Consider the following 15,388-nt stretch of genomic DNA (forward strand, 5'->3'; position numbering starts at 1 on the left):
ATTTTAAAATTTTCGACCGCTTTTTCCTGCGATGATAAATCTAAGCGCATTTAGCTTGATAAAGCCGTCTGCGTCTTTTTGGTTAAATACAGCGTCTTCTTCAAATGTGCTAAATTCGACATTAAACAAGCTATCTTTGCTCTCTCTGCCTCTTACAATCACATTTCCTTTGTATAGCTCTATGCGAACTGTGCCATTTACGCACTCTTGTGATTTATCAATTAGGCTTTGAAGCATGATTCGCTCTGGGCTAAACCAAAAGCCATTGTAGATTAGCTCAGCGTATTTTGGCATAAGCTCGTCTTTTAGGTGCGCTGCGCCACGATCTAGCGTAAGGCTCTCTATCGCGCGGTGAGCTTTGAGAAGGATTGTGCCACCTGGGGTTTCGTAGCAACCTCTACTTTTCATACCGACATAGCGATTTTCGACTAAATCAAGTCTGCCGATACCGTGTTTGGCGCCAAGATTGTTTAATTCGTGTAAAATTTCATGTGCTTTTAGTTTTTTGCCATTTAGCGCGATTGGATCGCCATTAGCATACTCGATTTCGATGATTTCGCTCTCATCTGGGGCGTTTTTAGGATCTGTTGTCCATCTCCACATATCATCTTCTGGGGCATGGTTTGGATCTTCTAGCACCAAACCCTCATAAGAGATGTGAAGTAAATTTGCGTCCATTGAGTATGGTGATTTACCTGGTTTTTTTGTTATATCAATACCGTGTTTCTCGGCGTAAGCAAGGAGCTTTTCACGGCTGTTTAAATCCCACTCGCGCCATGGAGCGATGACCTTTATATCAGGTTTTAGTGCGTATGCACCAAGCTCGAAGCGAACTTGATCGTTTCCTTTGCCAGTAGCGCCGTGGCTTACAGCGTCTGCACCTGTTTTTTGTGCGATTTCGACCATTTTTTTCGCAATTAGCGGTCTAGCAATACTTGTGCCTAGCAAATACTCGCCCTCATAGACTGCATTTGCGCGAAACATAGGGAAAACATACTCTTTTACAAACTCTTCTCTCAAATCTTCGATAAAAATATTTTCTGGTTTAATGCCTAGTTTTAGGGCTTTGTCTTTGATTGGGGCTAGGTCTTCGTTTTGACCGATATCAGCGGTGAAAGTTACCACTTCGCAGCCATAATTATCGCCAAGCCATTTTAAAATAATACTCGTATCAAGTCCGCCAGAATACGCTAGAACTACCTTTTTTACGCTTTTTTGCATAACCACTCCTTTGATTTGAAAATAACGGCAAGGATTTTAGCTAAATTTTGGTTTAAAAGTTCTGAAATTTGGGAAATTTTGGGAAATTTACGAAATTTTAAGGCGTTAAAATAAAAATTAATATCAAATTTGCTAAAATTGATTTTGAAATAAACTTTCAATAAAGGTAGATAATGTTTTCATCATTTTTCAAAAGCAAAAAATGGCGAATTTTGGCGTGGGGCGGTATGTTTTGCATACTAAGTATAAATTTGTTTCAAACCGTTTTAAATGTAAAATTTAACGAGTGGTATCGGACATTTTATGATATGGGTGGCGAGATAGACAAGCACACAATCGATGAATTTTACCAGCAAATTTTGCTTTTTATCTGGATTGCTGTTTGGTTCGTGTTATCGGTGGTTGCTGAGCGATATATCACGCGTGTATGGGTGCTAAAATGGCGCGAGGCGATGACATTTGCGCATATCGGCTTTTGGCACAAGGTAGAGCGCGATATCGAGGGTAGCTCGCAGCGTATCCAAGAGGATATTTATCGTTTCACCAAAACGCTCGAAGATGTCGGCATGCGTATCGTCTATGCCTTTATGACGCTCTTTGCCTTCATACCGATTTTGTGGAATTTAAGCTCAGGCGTGAAAGTGCCAATACTCGAAAATATCCCAGGCGGGCTTGTTTGGATTGCGCTAATCGTTAGTATCGGAGGGCTTGGGGTTTCGTGGTTTGTGGGACGCTACCTGCCACGCCTAGAATACAACAACCAAAAGGTCGAAGCAGCATTTCGAAAAGAGCTAGTATTCGCCGAAGAAGATAAGCAAAACTACGGTAGCGAGACAAAGATTATTTCGCTTTTTGACAAGCTCAAATTTAACTACCACAAGCTATTTTTGCACTATTTGTATTTCGATGCGTGGCTAAATACATACTCACAAATCCTAGTCATGGTGCCTTACCTCATCATGGGTCCCGGGCTTTTTACCAAGGCAATCACGCTTGGCGTGCTGATCCAAACAGCAAACGCGTTTAATAAAGTGCGCGTGAGTTTTAGCGTATTTACGAATAACTGGACGACGATTACGGAACTTCGCTCAATCCACATGAGACTTAAAGAATTTGAGGAAAATATCGGGTATAAGCCAAATTTAGAGTAAAAAAAATAGCGAATTTGGGTGAAATTTACCCAAATTCGCAAAAAGGAGTTCAATGAAAATTTTAAAATTTAACTTCTAAATCTACCCAGAAATTTCGCCCACGACCGACTTGCGAACTAGCCTTATATGTATCTGCACGAATATATTGCTTATCTGTTATATTATTCACACCAAAATTTATCGTAGCTCCATCTAAGAAAGGTAAATATTCGTTTTTGCTAACTTTATAGCTTCCTTGAAAATCAACAGTCGTAAATGGTTTATCTACATACGGATAACGAGTGCCATAATACTCAGGATAGTAATACTGTGGTTGAGTTTTAGGTTTTAACCAATGGCTAACTTTCACACCCAAATTTAAATTCTTCATAGGTGAATAATCGACTTTTCCGATAAATCTATCAGCTGTTTTTCTGATAGGCTCTTTTGTTTGTGCATCATAAATTTTTAATTTCTCGTAACTAGCACCAAAACTAAAATCACCAATATCATATTTAGTCGAAATTTCATAGCCTTTTCGTTTTACTTTACCGATATTTTGATATTGACCGTATTTTTGCAGATTAGTAGGATCTGATTGATCGTTCATAGCATTTGGTGGCGGAATTCCCAAATCTCCCCTATCAACAAATTCTATAAAATTACTAATCTCTCCGTTGAAATGGATAAATTTAAAGTTAAAATGATCGTCATCGCTTAACAATGCTTGATCTTCGTAGCTAAAACCGATTTCATATTCTTTCGCAATCTCGGGTTCTAGCCCATCGGCTGGAACATACCAATAAGGTCTATTTACCGGACCTGCCATACCTGCTTCGTGTGGTGTAGGAGCCCTAAAACTCTCGCTATAACCAGCAAGCAAAGTTAGCTTATCGAAAATGGTATAACCAAGCGCAACCCTTGGCGAAAATCTGCTGTCTGAAAATTTATCACCATACTCTCGTTTAACCTCTCGTTCAAATTTATCATATCTACCGCCTAATGTAAGCTCAAAATCACCCACAGAAATAATATCTTGAAGATAAATTCCTAGATCTTTCCATTTATTTGGGTGTGATGCAAACATACTCATTGATTGATCTATACCATTTCTGACATAGCTAACACCCTCTTCTCTTTGCTGATAATCAAAACCCAAAACTAGATTATGATTTAAAAATCCCGTATCAAATTCTGCGTTATTTTTTAAATTAATTCCCCAACGCTCATCTTCGTTTTTATATCTCAAATCTGTTCCAGAAATATAAAATCTGTCATATTTAGCATCTGTTTTATAAGCCTTAAATGATAAATTTACAAATGGATTTGCAGGAGTGTAAAAATAATCAAACACATAATCTCGTTGCGTCAAATCAGCACTTAGGGTTAGCTCATCTGGGTTTTGCCTCATAGGTTGCCATGCAGTCATCAAATCGCCGTTATAATCAAAAATGCTAAATTGCGCTCTATGGCTATCGTAAAAATCAAAGCCTAACTTGAAAAACAAAGTCCTTATATCTTCATCAGCATTTGTTTTTGTGGTAGGGGTTTGTGAATAATGAGAACCGCCATCAGCCCATTTGATATTGCCATAGCCAGCTTGTTTGCCGTAAATCAAAATATCTATCGGGACATCATTTGGATCGGCATACACAGCAGCTCTACCGCTTTTCATATTGTTTGACTCTGCTCTAAAACCAAGCATTGCACCAAATTCTTTGCCTTCGCTTAAATAATCCCTAGCATCTTTTGTAGTCATATCTACGATACCGCCTATCGCACCAGATCCATGCAAAATAGAACTAGCACCCTTGGTAACTTCCACGGTTTTTAAAATATCATTATCTACTCTAAGGCTGGAAGTTTGATTTGAAAACAAAGTAGCGTCCCGCTTTACGCCATCTTGCTTAAATATAAGCCTATCGCCATCTCCCCAAGTCGAAAAGCCACGAATAGAGAATTCTTGTGCCGTAGGTCGAAGCAAGCCCTCTCCCACACTTACGCCAGGAATATCACCTATTACATCAATGACATTTGATTTTTGTTTCAGCTCTTTTTCGCCAACTACACCAACCGAACCTGCGTATTTTAAATTTTCGACCTCCGTCAAGGTCGCACTAACGATAATCTCGTCGAATTCAACCGCATTATGCTTGGGAGTTGTTGCGTTGTTTTCGACACCAAAAAGCACACCAGCCACAGCCAAAGAAAGATAAAAGCTCTTTTTCATGTGGAATTTTCCTTTCGTTAAATTTGCATTTAAAAATAGTGGCAAAATTATATTCATTATCAACTTAAAATATATTGAAAATTTTTATCAATAAAATATAATAGCGATTATACTTCGTTTTTATCGAAGTTTTTATAAAATTTTAAGAAAAATTTATTAAAAAATTTTATAAGAATTTATTGTTTTATTTTCGTTTAAAATTTTAAAATTTATGAATTTTATGCATTTTAACAAAATTGATAAAAACAAATTTATAGTAGTAAAATTTTTGATTAATTATAAAATTTTAAATTCGCCTAAATTTCCAAATTTTAAGGCGAATTTGGCTACAATCCCGCCCATGAGAGTCGATAAATTTTTAAATTCAGTAAATATCACAAAAAGGCGCGCCATAAGCGAGGATATGTGCAAAAGTGGCGTAGTCTATATCAACGGCGCAGTGGCAAAAGCTAGCAAAATCCTAAAAATCGGCGATATAATCACCATAAAATTTTTAGAAAAAGATAAAAGCTATCAAGTTCTGGGCTTTCCCGCCACCAAAAACACGCCAAAAAGTGAGCAAGAAAAATATGTCAAAGAGCTTTAAACTCACGCTTGGCGAGGGCGAAATTTCGCAAATCGCTGAAATTTTGCCACGCAGTGGAGTGATTTTGCTAAATGGCACGCTAGCAAGTGGCAAAACCACGCTAACAAAGGCTATCGCGCTATCGCACGGCATAGATCCAGCCGCTGTGAGTTCGCCGACATTTTCACTCATGCAAAATTACGGCCAAATTTACCACTACGACCTGTATAATGGCGGTAGCGAGGCGATGATGAATAATGGCTTGATTGAAAATTTATTCGAAGACGGGCTTCATATCATCGAGTGGGCGGACGAGAATTTGATAAAATTTATTGAAAAATATGAGCTGGATTGTTGCGCGGTAAATATCAAGGTCGTGGGCGACAAACGCGAATACGAGGTAGTTTATGCATAGATTAGAAGTAAAAGATTTGAAAAAGACTATCAAAGGCACCCCGATAATCAAGGGCGTTTCATTAGAGGTCGAAAACGGCGAAGTCGTGGGCTTACTAGGTCCAAATGGCGCAGGCAAAACCACGACATTTTATATGATTTGCGGGCTGATTTCTAGCACGAGTGGCGAGATTTTGCTCGATTTTAAGGATATTAGCAATGTCCCGCTTCACAAACGCGCCAAGCTTGGCATCGGATACCTACCCCAAGAAAGTAGCGTTTTTAAGGATTTAAGCGTGGAAGAAAATTTAATGCTTGCCGCTGAAATCACCTATAAAGACAAAAAAATCGCAGCCGAAAAAGTCGATGAAATGCTAAATCTACTAAATATCGAGCCGATAAGAGAGCGAAAAGGGGTGAGCCTAAGCGGCGGCGAAAGAAGGCGTTGCGAAATCGCGCGAAGCCTGATGATAACGCCGAAATTTTTACTGCTTGATGAGCCATTTGCAGGGGTCGATCCTATCGCTGTTAGCGACATACAAAACATCGTGCGAAGCCTAAAAGAGCTTGACATCGGGATTTTGATAACCGACCACAATGTCCGTGAAACTTTGGCGATTTGCGATAGAGCCTATGTCATCAAAGACGGCGAGTTGCTCACTAGTGGCACAGCCAAACAGGTCGCAAACGATGAAAATGTGCGAAAATACTATCTAGGCGATAATTTTAAATTTGATAGTGAAATTTAGGCTTAAATGACGAAATTTAAGAAAGATGAAAAAATGAAAGAATTTTCAGAGAGAGAGAGAGAGAGAGTAAAAGCGAAAATTTAGATGAATTTTCGCAAAATTTAGAGCAAAATTTTACGCAAAATAATCCGCAAAATTCTACAAAACTTTTATCCATAGTCGTTCCTTGCTACAATGAAGAGCTTGTTTTGGACGAATTTTACAAAGTTACACTTGGTGTTTTAAAGCAAATTCAAAATGAAATTTTATCAAATTTAGAGTATGAATTTATTTTTGTTGATGACGGAAGCCGTGATAATACGGCAGAAAAAATCAAAGAACTTCACGAAAAAGACAGCGCCGTGCATTTAGTAAAATTCTCGCGCAATTTTGGCAAAGAAGCAGCTATTTTAGCAGGATTTAAACACGCTAATGGAGATATGGTAGTGCTAATGGATGCTGACTTGCAAGATCCGCCAAGCCTGATAAGCCAAATGGTAAAAAGCTATCTTGATGGCTATAAAATCGTCTATTCTAAACGCAAAGACCGCGTCGGCGAAGGCTATGTAAAATCAAAATTTAGCGAAGCTTTTTATCAAATTTTCAACCGAATTTCAGGCGTAAAAATCGAAAGTGGCGTAAGGGATTATCGCCTAATGGATAAAAGCGTAGTGGCTGAACTACTTAAAATGAACGAATATCACCGCTTCTCAAAATCAATGTTTGCATGGGTTGGATTTAAGAAAAAATGCTTAGAATTCGACCATGAACCACGCGTTGCAGGGGAAACCAGTTGGAGCTTTAAAAAGCTTTTTAACTACGCCGTTGAAGGCTTTGTGAGCTTTTCTACTGCACCACTGAGATTTGCCTTTATCATCGGCTTTTTTGTTAGTGCTTTTGCCTTTATATATGGAGCTTATGTCATTTTGCGAACGCTGATTTTTGGCGTGGATTTGAGTGGTTGGGCTAGCACGATTGTCATTATTTCGTTTTTGGGCGGAATTCAGCTCATCGTGCTTGGAGTAATTGGCGAATACATAGCACGAATCTACGAACAGGTCAAAAACAGACCACATTTTATAATCGAAGAAATCATTTAAAGGTAAAAATTTATGGCAAATAAAAACTCATTTTATGCCTATTTGTTTAGTTGTTTTGCGATTTTTGCTTTGGTATATTATCCTGCATTTTTTATTCCATTTCATAGCGATGATTATTCATATTTTTTAAAAGGCTTGTCGCTTGAAGAACACTTAAAACATTATCTGAATTGGAGTGGTAGATTTATCACAGATTACATAAGTTCGTTGTGTCTAAATTTGCTTTCAAAACCTGTTTATATGGCGTTAAATTCGCTTGTGCTTTTGGTGATTTTAATCTGTATTTCGATAATCCCTAGCATAATAGCAAAAGAAAAATTTATAAACTCAAAAAGCACAACACTTTTATGGGCTTCGTTTTTTCTTTATTGGCTTTGTAATCCAAATTTAGGGCAAACGACATTTTGGCTTGTGGGTTCCGCAAACTACCTTTGGACGCTTATGTGGGCTAGTTTGTATATAATTTATCTGTTAAATTTAGTCCATAATGAAATTAAATTAACCACAGCAAAAACTTTTTTTCTTGTGGTTTTAGCATTTTTTGCAGGGCTTTCGAACGAAGCCACTGGCGTTAGCATGGTGTTTTTTACTTTTATATTATTTTTCATCTATAAAAATCAAAGAAAAACGCTTCTAATAGCCTTTATAGCGACATTAAGTGGATTTTTGATTTTATTTTTTGCACCTGGGAATTTTAAGAGATTAGAGCACCCAAATCTCGAAAATTGGCGTAATTTATCATTTTCTGGAAAAGTTATAAGCCATATCTTTAATCGTATTCCAAACGGAATTTCTGGTTTTTGGCTTGCTTTTTGCACGATTATTTTATCGCTTTTTTCGCTTCAAATTTTAGAAAACAGAGAGAAAAAAGAAAAATTTTGGCTTTTTGCATTTTTGTTTTTTGTAATGGCAGTATTTTCGTTTGTGGTTTTTGTAGTATCTCCTGTTTTTATGGCGCGTTCTCAAAATACATTTAACTTTTTTATAATTTTAAGTGCTAGTTTTTGTATTTATGAAGTTCTATCTTTGCAAGATAAGAAGAAAATTTTATTTATCGGCTTTTTATTTTTAGTTTTTGTGCCATATTTTGCTCTGTCGTGGGCTAGATTTACATACGCCGTAAAGCAAACTTCTATCCAAGCAGATATTAGAGAAGAAATTATTTTAAAAGCTAAAAATCAAGGCGAAAGCGAAGCAAAAATCCCTGATTGGTATTTCACAAAGCTAGTAAAAGATAATGACAAATTTGACCTTTATCAAAGCCCGCGAATGCCACAATACTATGGCATCGAAAAAATCACTTGGCTACCTGCGAAATTTAACTACGCTATAATAAAAACGCAAAAACCGATTTTATCGCAAAATTTAGCCGATAATTTAAAACTAAATTTATTTTATGATAATGCTCCAAGGCTTTTTAGAAATAACAGAAATTTAGTTTTTGAATTTGATAAAAATATCCTAAATATCGCCAAACAAGGTGATAATATACTATATATTTATCTGTTTATAAATGATAACGAATTTCTAAATGCTCATACACAAATAAACAATTTCACACAAATTGGTGAAAAAATTTATTATGTTATAAATTTAGAAAATTTTGATATAGAAAAATTTAAAAAGATAAATTTCGGGTTTTATAACAGCGTGAGCGAAAAAGCTTCGGCGCAGTTTAGCATAAATTTAAAAGAGCAAAAATGACACTCATAAAATACCTGCTCGTGGGAGTTTTAAATACAATCGTCGGCTTTGGGCTAATCTTTTTGCTAATGTGGCGAGGGTTTAGCCCAGAGATTTCAAATATCATCGGTTACGCCGTTGGAATCTGTTTTTCGTTTGTGATGAATAAAATTTTTACATTTAAAAGCAAACAAATTTCCAAAACGGCGAATTTAAAAGAATTTCTCAAATTTGTAAGCTCCATGCTAATCGCTTGGAGCCTAAATTTTATCACACTTAAAATTTGTTTGAAATTTGGCGTAAATCCATATATTTCGCAAATCATCTCAGGTGCGATTTACACTATCACGGGATATTTGCTAAGTAAAATTTGGGTTTTCAAAAAGAGCTAAATTTAAATCAAATTTAGCCCAAATTTTACGTGGCGCAGTATCACGCGAAACCACGCCACGCGAAACCACGCCACGCGAAACCACGCCACGCGAAACCACGCCACGCGAAACCACGCCACGCGAAACCACGCCACGCGAAACCACGCCACGCGAAACCACGCCACGCGAAATTCCACTAAAATTCCAGCAAATTTTCGCAAAATTTTACTAAAAATTCCACGCAAAATTTTACCAACTATATTTCGCGGTTAGTGTTACCTTTGCTCCTTCGCCATAATAGCACCAGTAGTTGCACCCTGCGACATACTCCTTATCAGCGATATTTGTCGCATTTAGACGAAGCGAAAAGTCCTTATACGAATACTCCGCCATAGCGTCAATTAGCGTGTGTGACGGCACACTCACAGCGTCGTGGCGAGGCGATGTCCATGCGCTGCTCTCGCTCTTGCTTTTGCCCACATAGCGCACGCCAGCGCCCATTTTGAGGCCATGTCCGCCTCCTAAATCCATAGAATACACCAAAAAGCCAGAGAGCATATCTTTTGGGATTAGTGGCGTTGGCGTCATGTAGTCAAAACCATCGACATTGATTTTGGCTTCGTTGTAGTGCGTGTAAGCGGTGATTAGGTTTAAATTTTCGCTTAAATTCACATTTGCGCCAAGCTCCACGCCTTTGGCTACCTGCTTTCCAGCCTGACTTGAAAAGCTCGAACCATCAGTGTATGGGACATTTCTCTGCTCTATATCAAAATACGCTAGGCTAAATTCGCCATCTATGAAGCTTGGCAGATATTTCACACCAGCTTCGTATTGTCTAGCCGTGGTTGGCTTGTAAAACTCGCCCGAACTCGTGCGGCCGGATTGTGGCATAAAAGACTCGGAGTAGTTGAAATACGGCATAAATCCACTATCAAATGCGTATAAAATCCCAGCCTGATATGTGGTTTCGTCCGTGTCGTAGCTTTTATCACCATTTAGTGTGGCCTTAGCCTTATCGTGGCGAATTCCAAGCGTTAAATTTAGCTTTTCAAACAGCTCAATTTTATCGTTTAAATAAAACCCAAGCTGACTTTGATCTAAGTCATAATTCGGGTTTGAAAACGATAGCGCCGGATTTGCCATTAGGCGAGTGCGCACTGGATTATAGACATTTATAGTGCCTACGAAGTAGTTGTAAAAATACTGCCCCCTAGCGCGGATATCTCTGTAATCCACGCCCAAAGTTAGGCGGTTTTTCACACTTCCCCACTCGTCTTCGTAGCTTATGCGGTTATCGAATATATGCGAATTTACACTCGCATCGACAAAGAGCAAATCCTGCGCGATATCGGTATCGTTTATCATATTATACTCGACACTTGCGCCGATTTGATCTTTGTTTTCGCGGTTAAATTTATAGCTTGATTCAAATTTTAGCTTGTCGTTAAAGCTATGCGCCAACTCGTATCCAACTGAAATTTGATCGCGCGATAGGCTATCGTTTAATGCGCCCAAATTCGCACTTGGCGAAATTTTGCCCTGCGCGCCAGGTATCATCGTGCCTACATAAGGGAAAAACCCGTTGCTTCCAGTGCCTGCGTCATGCGTGAAGCTAGATAGAAGTGTGAGCTGTGTATCATCGCCTAGCAAAAACAAAATTGAAGGCGCGATGAAAAAATGCTCGTTCCATGTGTAATTTATGTCGCCACGCTTTTTCTCATAATCGCTTACAATGCGAAATTTCACATTTTCGCTAAATCCGTCGCTGACATCGAAAAACACCCCGCGCAGGTGATTTGAGCCAAATTTCGCGCCGATTTCGCCTTGTGGAGTGAGAGTTGGACGCTTAGAGATGAGATTTATCACGCCACCAGCGTATGATGAGCCATAAAGTAGCGAGTTTGCGCCCTTTACCACCTCGATACTCTCATATCCGTATAAATCAGGACTGATACCAAAATATCCGCCCTTATACGCACTAGCGCCGTCCAAGCTCACACTTGCTTCAAATCCACGAAGTCTAAGCCAGTCGCTAGTATCCAAATCCGCGCCATAAGGCTGTCCAATGAAACCTGCTTCATATTTTACGGCCTCGTCTAGCTGTGTCGCGCCACGCTCTTCGATTGCTTTTTTGCTCTCGATTACAGATGAGCTTCCAGCACTCATGAAATCGACCTTGCCACTACCCTTGCCTACCGAGCCTACCACGGCGATTTCGTCTAAAACCTGCGCCTCGTTTGCCGTCTCAGAGACTTCCTGCGCCAAAACAGCCGCCGCACACAAACTAAGCGCAAACGCGCTACCAAAAATTTTTCGCATAAATGCTCCTTTGATTAAAATTTATTAAATTTTTCTTGCAATCCATAGAAAATAAAGGCTTCCGATTATCGTAGCGACCACGCCACAAGGTATTTCGTAAGGAAAAATCAAATTCCTACCCAAAAAATCCGCCACGCTCATTATCAAAGCCCCGATTAGCGCACTTGCCATGAGCCCAGCGCCCGTTTTGCGAAAGCCCAAAAATTTCGCCAAATGTGGCGCGATAAGCCCCACAAAACTCACTGGCCCCACGCAAAGTGCGCTAAAAGCCGACAATACGGCGCAAAATACAAACAAAATTGTTTTAAATTTGAAAATATCCACGCCCACGCTACTAGCGCACACATCGCCTAAGCTTAAAATCGTAATTTCTCTTTGAAATCTCATCACCACGCCAAAGCTAATCACGCAAAGCATCGCCAAAAGCAAAACCTGCGAAAAACTCGTAGAATAGGTGCTTCCAGCGCTGTATGAGATAAAATCATAAATCCTGCTATCCCCGCTAAAAAGCAAAATTTTCTCCACCGCGCTCACAAAGGCACTCACCGCAATCGCGCTTAAAATCACGCGCATTGGACTCATGCCACTTCTCGCATTTATCGCCAAAATAAAGCCCAAAACCACCAACGCCCCAAATACGCCAAAAACAAAGCCAAGCGCAGGTGCGAAAAACATCGAAGCAAGCACGCCAAGGCTCACGCCAGAACTAATGCCAAGAAGCTCAGGCGAGGCCATGTCATTGCGGGTTAGGCTCTGTAAAATATAGCCACAAACAGCCAAAATTCCGCCACAAAACAAGGCTGTGAAAACGCGGTTTATGCGCAGAGCAAAAATTTCGCGCGAGAATTCGCCATAAAATAGACAAAACACCACAAAAACAGCCAAAATTCCGCCAAGAAGTGGCAAATTTAAATACTTTGCCCTTTCACGAATTTCGTTTTTGGCGCCGTTTCCTGCGTTTGCGTCCTTTGTGGCGCAGTGTATGAGCCACAAAAACATCGGCGCACCCAAAAATGCGCAGATTGCACCCGCAGGAAGCGAAATTTGGGTTAAATTTTGTAGTATTATGAGCCCTGCGTCGCAAATTCCAAGTATCAAAGCCCCCAAAATGGCGCAAAAAAGGGCTTTTTTGACAAACGAGCTAAATTTCAGCTGATTTGCGAGATAACTCGCCCCAAGTCCCACAAATGCGATAATCCCGCAATGCGCCACCGCCACAGCGGTAAAATACGCACCCAGCACAAAGCCTATAATTCGCACCAAAACGACATTTAGCCCAAGCGATTTTGCCGTGCTATCGCCAAGCCCAAAGAGCCAAAACGAACGCGCAAAAGCAAGAGTTACAAGCAGGGCTGGAAGCGATAAAATCGCCATTGTGCGCAGGTTTGCGTAGCCGTTTTGGGCTAAATCGCCACTTAGCCAAACCGTGATAAAATAACTCTCATCTTTGAAAAAAATCAAAAGTAGCGCGCTTAGTGCGCCAAAGACTAGCCCTATGATTAGACCGCACAGCGTCGCGCTAAATGCGCTAAACTCGCGCGTATTTGTGAGCGCAAACAAAAGCCCAAGTCCGATGAGTGCGCCCACAAACGCACTTAGCGTGGTGCCAAGAGCAGGCGCGAACAGCCCCAAAAACAGCACCCCAAAGGCACTTGACGCGCTTACGCCACTGGTGCTATCACTCGCTAATGGATTGTGCGTAATAGCGCAGAGCAAAAGCGATGAAAGCGAAAGTAGCGCACCGCAAAGAAGAGCCGTCAAAATGCGTGGCAGGGTGGAATTTAGCACCACAAGGGTGCGAATTTCGCCCAAATTCGCGTGTGCGCCAAGAAGCGAAATGGCGCAGAGTATCGCAAAAATGAGCGTTAAGATTGGCAGAGTTTTATTCATTTGCGCTCTTTTGCGAAATTTTAGAATTTGCAGAATTTGATAAATTTGCCAAATTTGGCGAAATTTTGGAATTCGCCGAATTTGCATCATTTTTCAAAATTTCACTCAGCAAATTTGCAAATTTTTGCATACTTGGCCACGCACCAGCGCTCCACACAGCCTCTATTTGCGCGCGATTTTGCAAAATTTGCAAATTTTTATAAATCCCATTTGAGGCGATTTGCGAGTTTATATCAACTCTGTTTGGCTCGATTATTACGAGCTTTGCGCCCTGCTCCACTTCATAAAGTGCGCTTACATGGGCACTCGCGATACCCCAGAGATTATATGATAAATTACTTGGAGCCAAATTTGTAATCCCAAGTTTAGCCAAAACCACGCCATACAGGCTGTTTGCGCCATAAATCCTAATGTGAGCCGCGTCGATAAACTGCACGACTAAAACAGGCGTGGTGAAATTTTCTAGCTCTTTTTTCATTTTTTCGAAAAATTCGTTGTTTTTGGCAAGTAAAATTTTCGCCCTCTCTTCGCAATCCAAAATTTTCGCCACTTCCAAAACAGCCGCGTTTAGGTTGTCTTCCAAATTTCCGTCTTTATAAACATCGATAATGCGGGTTTTGGCGTATTTTGAAATGGTTTTTTCGTGCCCCGCAAAAAACGATGGCAAAAGCACAAAATCAGGCTTCAAAGCTATTATCATCTCCAAACTCGGCTGGTTTCTAAGCCCCAAATCTAGGGTATTTGCACCACTACCTAGCCCACCACCCCAGAGCATAAAACTCTGCTTTTCTGCCATCGCGATTGGATCAACTTCTAAAAACTCCAAAATCTCCGCCACACCCCAATCTAGCGTGATTATACGCGGTTTTTCGCCCCCAAATACTGCGCCGCAAAAAATCAGCAAAAATATAACCACTCTCATCAAAACATCGCCGTTAATAAATTTGTCTTTGGGTGCGCGATTATATGGGCATTTACGCCATAAATTTCTTTGATTTTTTCTGCGCTCATAGCCTCGCTAGATGGGCAGTTTAGTATCAGCTCGCCGCCTTTTAGTGCGATGATTTTATCGCAGTGCGAACAGGCTAAATTTATGTCGTGAATCACGATGATGACGCATTTGCCAAGCTCTTTTGCCATTTTTTTGATTAGCGCCATGACGCTTAGCTGGTGGGCAATATCTAGGGGCGCTAATGGCTCGTCAAGTAGCAAAAAATCGCTTTCTTGCGCGAGTAGCATGGCTAGGAAAATGCGCGATTTCTCGCCACCGCTTAGTGTGGAGACGATCTGGTCTTTAAATTTGAGCGTATCTGTGATTTGTAGGCACTCGGTAGCGATTTTGGTGTCGTTTTCTTTGTCCGTAAAATACCTGCCCCCGTGCGCATATCTGCCCGCCATAACTAGCTCCAAGCCCGTCAAATTAGAAGCGTCTGGTAAAATTTGGGGCAAATAAGCAACACTTTTGGCAAATTCTTTTTTTGCGTAATCTTCGATTTTTTTGCCATTTAGCGAAATTTCGCCACTTTGATTTTTGATTTGTGCGGCTAAAAGCTTGATAAGCGTGGATTTGCCAGAGCCATTGTGCCCTATGAGAGCGTAAAATTCGCCCTTTGCAAACTCTAAATTTATATTATTTAAAATTTTTTTATTTTGTATTTGGTAATTCAAATTACTAGTTTTTAACACGATGATAATATCCATTATTAAAATAAAAGATAGATATTATCAAAAATTTAATAAATTTAAACTAAATATTTA

The 15,388-nt window shown here is 39.9% G+C and carries 14 protein-coding genes; 7 read left to right on the forward strand and 7 right to left on the reverse strand.

All coding sequences use genetic code 11. The features are described from left to right. Positions 1-3 precede the first annotated feature (3 nt). A complete protein-coding gene (locus PF027_RS04675; protein WP_270871776.1) occupies positions 4-1,221 on the reverse strand; it encodes an argininosuccinate synthase in 1,218 nt (405 codons plus the stop codon). A gap of 173 nt (positions 1,222-1,394) precedes the next feature. On the opposite strand from PF027_RS04675, the gene PF027_RS04680 reads away from it, so the two are divergent. Beyond that, positions 1,395-2,372, forward strand: a complete 978-nt coding sequence (locus PF027_RS04680; RefSeq protein WP_270871775.1) for a putative transporter — start codon at positions 1,395-1,397, stop codon at positions 2,370-2,372. A 61-nt stretch (positions 2,373-2,433) separates the two neighbouring features. On the opposite strand, the gene PF027_RS04685 is transcribed toward PF027_RS04680, so the two are convergent. Further along, the gene (locus PF027_RS04685) at positions 2,434-4,581 is read right to left on the reverse strand and encodes a TonB-dependent receptor domain-containing protein (protein ID WP_270871774.1); all 2,148 of its coding nucleotides are present in this window, start codon (positions 4,579-4,581) and stop codon (positions 2,434-2,436) included. Between the two features lie 340 nt (positions 4,582-4,921). Here PF027_RS04685 and PF027_RS04690 point away from each other — a divergent pair, with 340 nt between their 5' ends. From PF027_RS04690 to PF027_RS04715, 6 genes are all read left to right on the forward strand, one after another. Continuing rightward, positions 4,922-5,167, forward strand: coding sequence for an RNA-binding S4 domain-containing protein (locus tag PF027_RS04690; protein WP_270862526.1), 246 nt, complete (start codon positions 4,922-4,924; stop codon positions 5,165-5,167). Then, positions 5,151-5,561, forward strand: coding sequence for a tRNA (adenosine(37)-N6)-threonylcarbamoyltransferase complex ATPase subunit type 1 TsaE (gene tsaE / locus PF027_RS04695; protein ID WP_270871773.1), 411 nt, complete (start codon positions 5,151-5,153; stop codon positions 5,559-5,561). The genes PF027_RS04690 and tsaE overlap by 17 nt, the downstream gene beginning before the upstream one ends. Beyond that, positions 5,554-6,288: an LPS export ABC transporter ATP-binding protein gene (gene lptB, locus PF027_RS04700; RefSeq protein WP_270858753.1), complete on the forward strand. Its 735-nt coding sequence runs from the start codon at positions 5,554-5,556 to the stop codon at positions 6,286-6,288. The genes tsaE and lptB overlap by 8 nt, the downstream gene beginning before the upstream one ends. A gap of 188 nt (positions 6,289-6,476) precedes the next feature. Continuing rightward, positions 6,477-7,367, forward strand: coding sequence for a glycosyltransferase family 2 protein (locus PF027_RS04705; protein WP_270876202.1), 891 nt, complete (start codon positions 6,477-6,479; stop codon positions 7,365-7,367). Between the two features lie 12 nt (positions 7,368-7,379). After that, entirely contained in the window at positions 7,380-9,071 is a 1,692-nt protein-coding gene (locus PF027_RS04710; RefSeq protein WP_270871771.1) for a DUF6056 family protein, read from the forward strand. Continuing rightward, on the forward strand, positions 9,068-9,442 hold the full coding sequence (locus PF027_RS04715) for a GtrA family protein (protein ID WP_270871770.1): 375 nt from the start codon (positions 9,068-9,070) through the stop codon (positions 9,440-9,442). Before PF027_RS04710 ends, PF027_RS04715 begins: the two co-directional genes overlap by 4 nt. A 2-nt stretch (positions 9,443-9,444) precedes the next feature. On the opposite strand, the gene PF027_RS04720 is transcribed toward PF027_RS04715, so the two are convergent. The 5 genes from PF027_RS04720 to PF027_RS04740 are packed head-to-tail and all read right to left on the reverse strand — an operon-like array spanning position 9,445 to position 15,316. Continuing rightward, positions 9,445-9,666, reverse strand: a complete 222-nt coding sequence (locus PF027_RS04720; protein ID WP_270871769.1) for a hypothetical protein — start codon at positions 9,664-9,666, stop codon at positions 9,445-9,447. A gap of 4 nt (positions 9,667-9,670) precedes the next feature. Then, complete coding sequence (locus PF027_RS04725; protein ID WP_270876201.1) at positions 9,671-11,740, reverse strand: TonB-dependent siderophore receptor; 2,070 nt, start codon at positions 11,738-11,740, stop codon at positions 9,671-9,673. Positions 11,741-11,764: 24 nt separating this feature from the next. Next, the gene (locus PF027_RS04730; protein WP_270876200.1) at positions 11,765-13,630 is read right to left on the reverse strand and encodes an iron ABC transporter permease; all 1,866 of its coding nucleotides are present in this window, start codon (positions 13,628-13,630) and stop codon (positions 11,765-11,767) included. Beyond that, complete coding sequence (locus PF027_RS04735; RefSeq protein ID WP_270876246.1) at positions 13,623-14,552, reverse strand: ABC transporter substrate-binding protein; 930 nt, start codon at positions 14,550-14,552, stop codon at positions 13,623-13,625. Before PF027_RS04735 ends, PF027_RS04730 begins: the two co-directional genes overlap by 8 nt. Continuing rightward, positions 14,552-15,316, reverse strand: coding sequence for an ABC transporter ATP-binding protein (locus PF027_RS04740; protein WP_270876199.1), 765 nt, complete (start codon positions 15,314-15,316; stop codon positions 14,552-14,554). Before PF027_RS04740 ends, PF027_RS04735 begins: the two co-directional genes overlap by 1 nt. Positions 15,317-15,388 lie beyond the last annotated feature (72 nt).

It is taken from the genome of Campylobacter sp. VBCF_01 NA2 (assembly GCF_027797205.1).
Taxonomy (GTDB): domain Bacteria; phylum Campylobacterota; class Campylobacteria; order Campylobacterales; family Campylobacteraceae; genus Campylobacter_B.

Bases quoted from the DNA above. Each gene is read 5' to 3' on its own strand.
- PF027_RS04675 (WP_270871776.1), bottom strand. From the start codon at position 1,221: ATGCAAAAAAGCGTAAAAAAGGTAGTTCTAGCGTATTCTGGCGGACTT.
- PF027_RS04680 (WP_270871775.1), top strand. From the start codon at position 1,395: ATGTTTTCATCATTTTTCAAAAGCAAAAAATGGCGAATTTTGGCGTGG.
- PF027_RS04685 (WP_270871774.1), bottom strand. From the start codon at position 4,581: ATGAAAAAGAGCTTTTATCTTTCTTTGGCTGTGGCTGGTGTGCTTTTT.
- PF027_RS04690 (WP_270862526.1), top strand. From the start codon at position 4,922: ATGAGAGTCGATAAATTTTTAAATTCAGTAAATATCACAAAAAGGCGC.
- tsaE (WP_270871773.1), top strand. From the start codon at position 5,151: ATGTCAAAGAGCTTTAAACTCACGCTTGGCGAGGGCGAAATTTCGCAA.
- lptB (WP_270858753.1), top strand. From the start codon at position 5,554: ATGCATAGATTAGAAGTAAAAGATTTGAAAAAGACTATCAAAGGCACC.
- PF027_RS04710 (WP_270871771.1), top strand. From the start codon at position 7,380: ATGGCAAATAAAAACTCATTTTATGCCTATTTGTTTAGTTGTTTTGCG.
- PF027_RS04715 (WP_270871770.1), top strand. From the start codon at position 9,068: ATGACACTCATAAAATACCTGCTCGTGGGAGTTTTAAATACAATCGTC.
- PF027_RS04725 (WP_270876201.1), bottom strand. From the start codon at position 11,740: ATGCGAAAAATTTTTGGTAGCGCGTTTGCGCTTAGTTTGTGTGCGGCG.
- PF027_RS04730 (WP_270876200.1), bottom strand. From the start codon at position 13,630: ATGAATAAAACTCTGCCAATCTTAACGCTCATTTTTGCGATACTCTGC.
- PF027_RS04735 (WP_270876246.1), bottom strand. From the start codon at position 14,552: ATGAGAGTGGTTATATTTTTGCTGATTTTTTGCGGCGCAGTATTTGGG.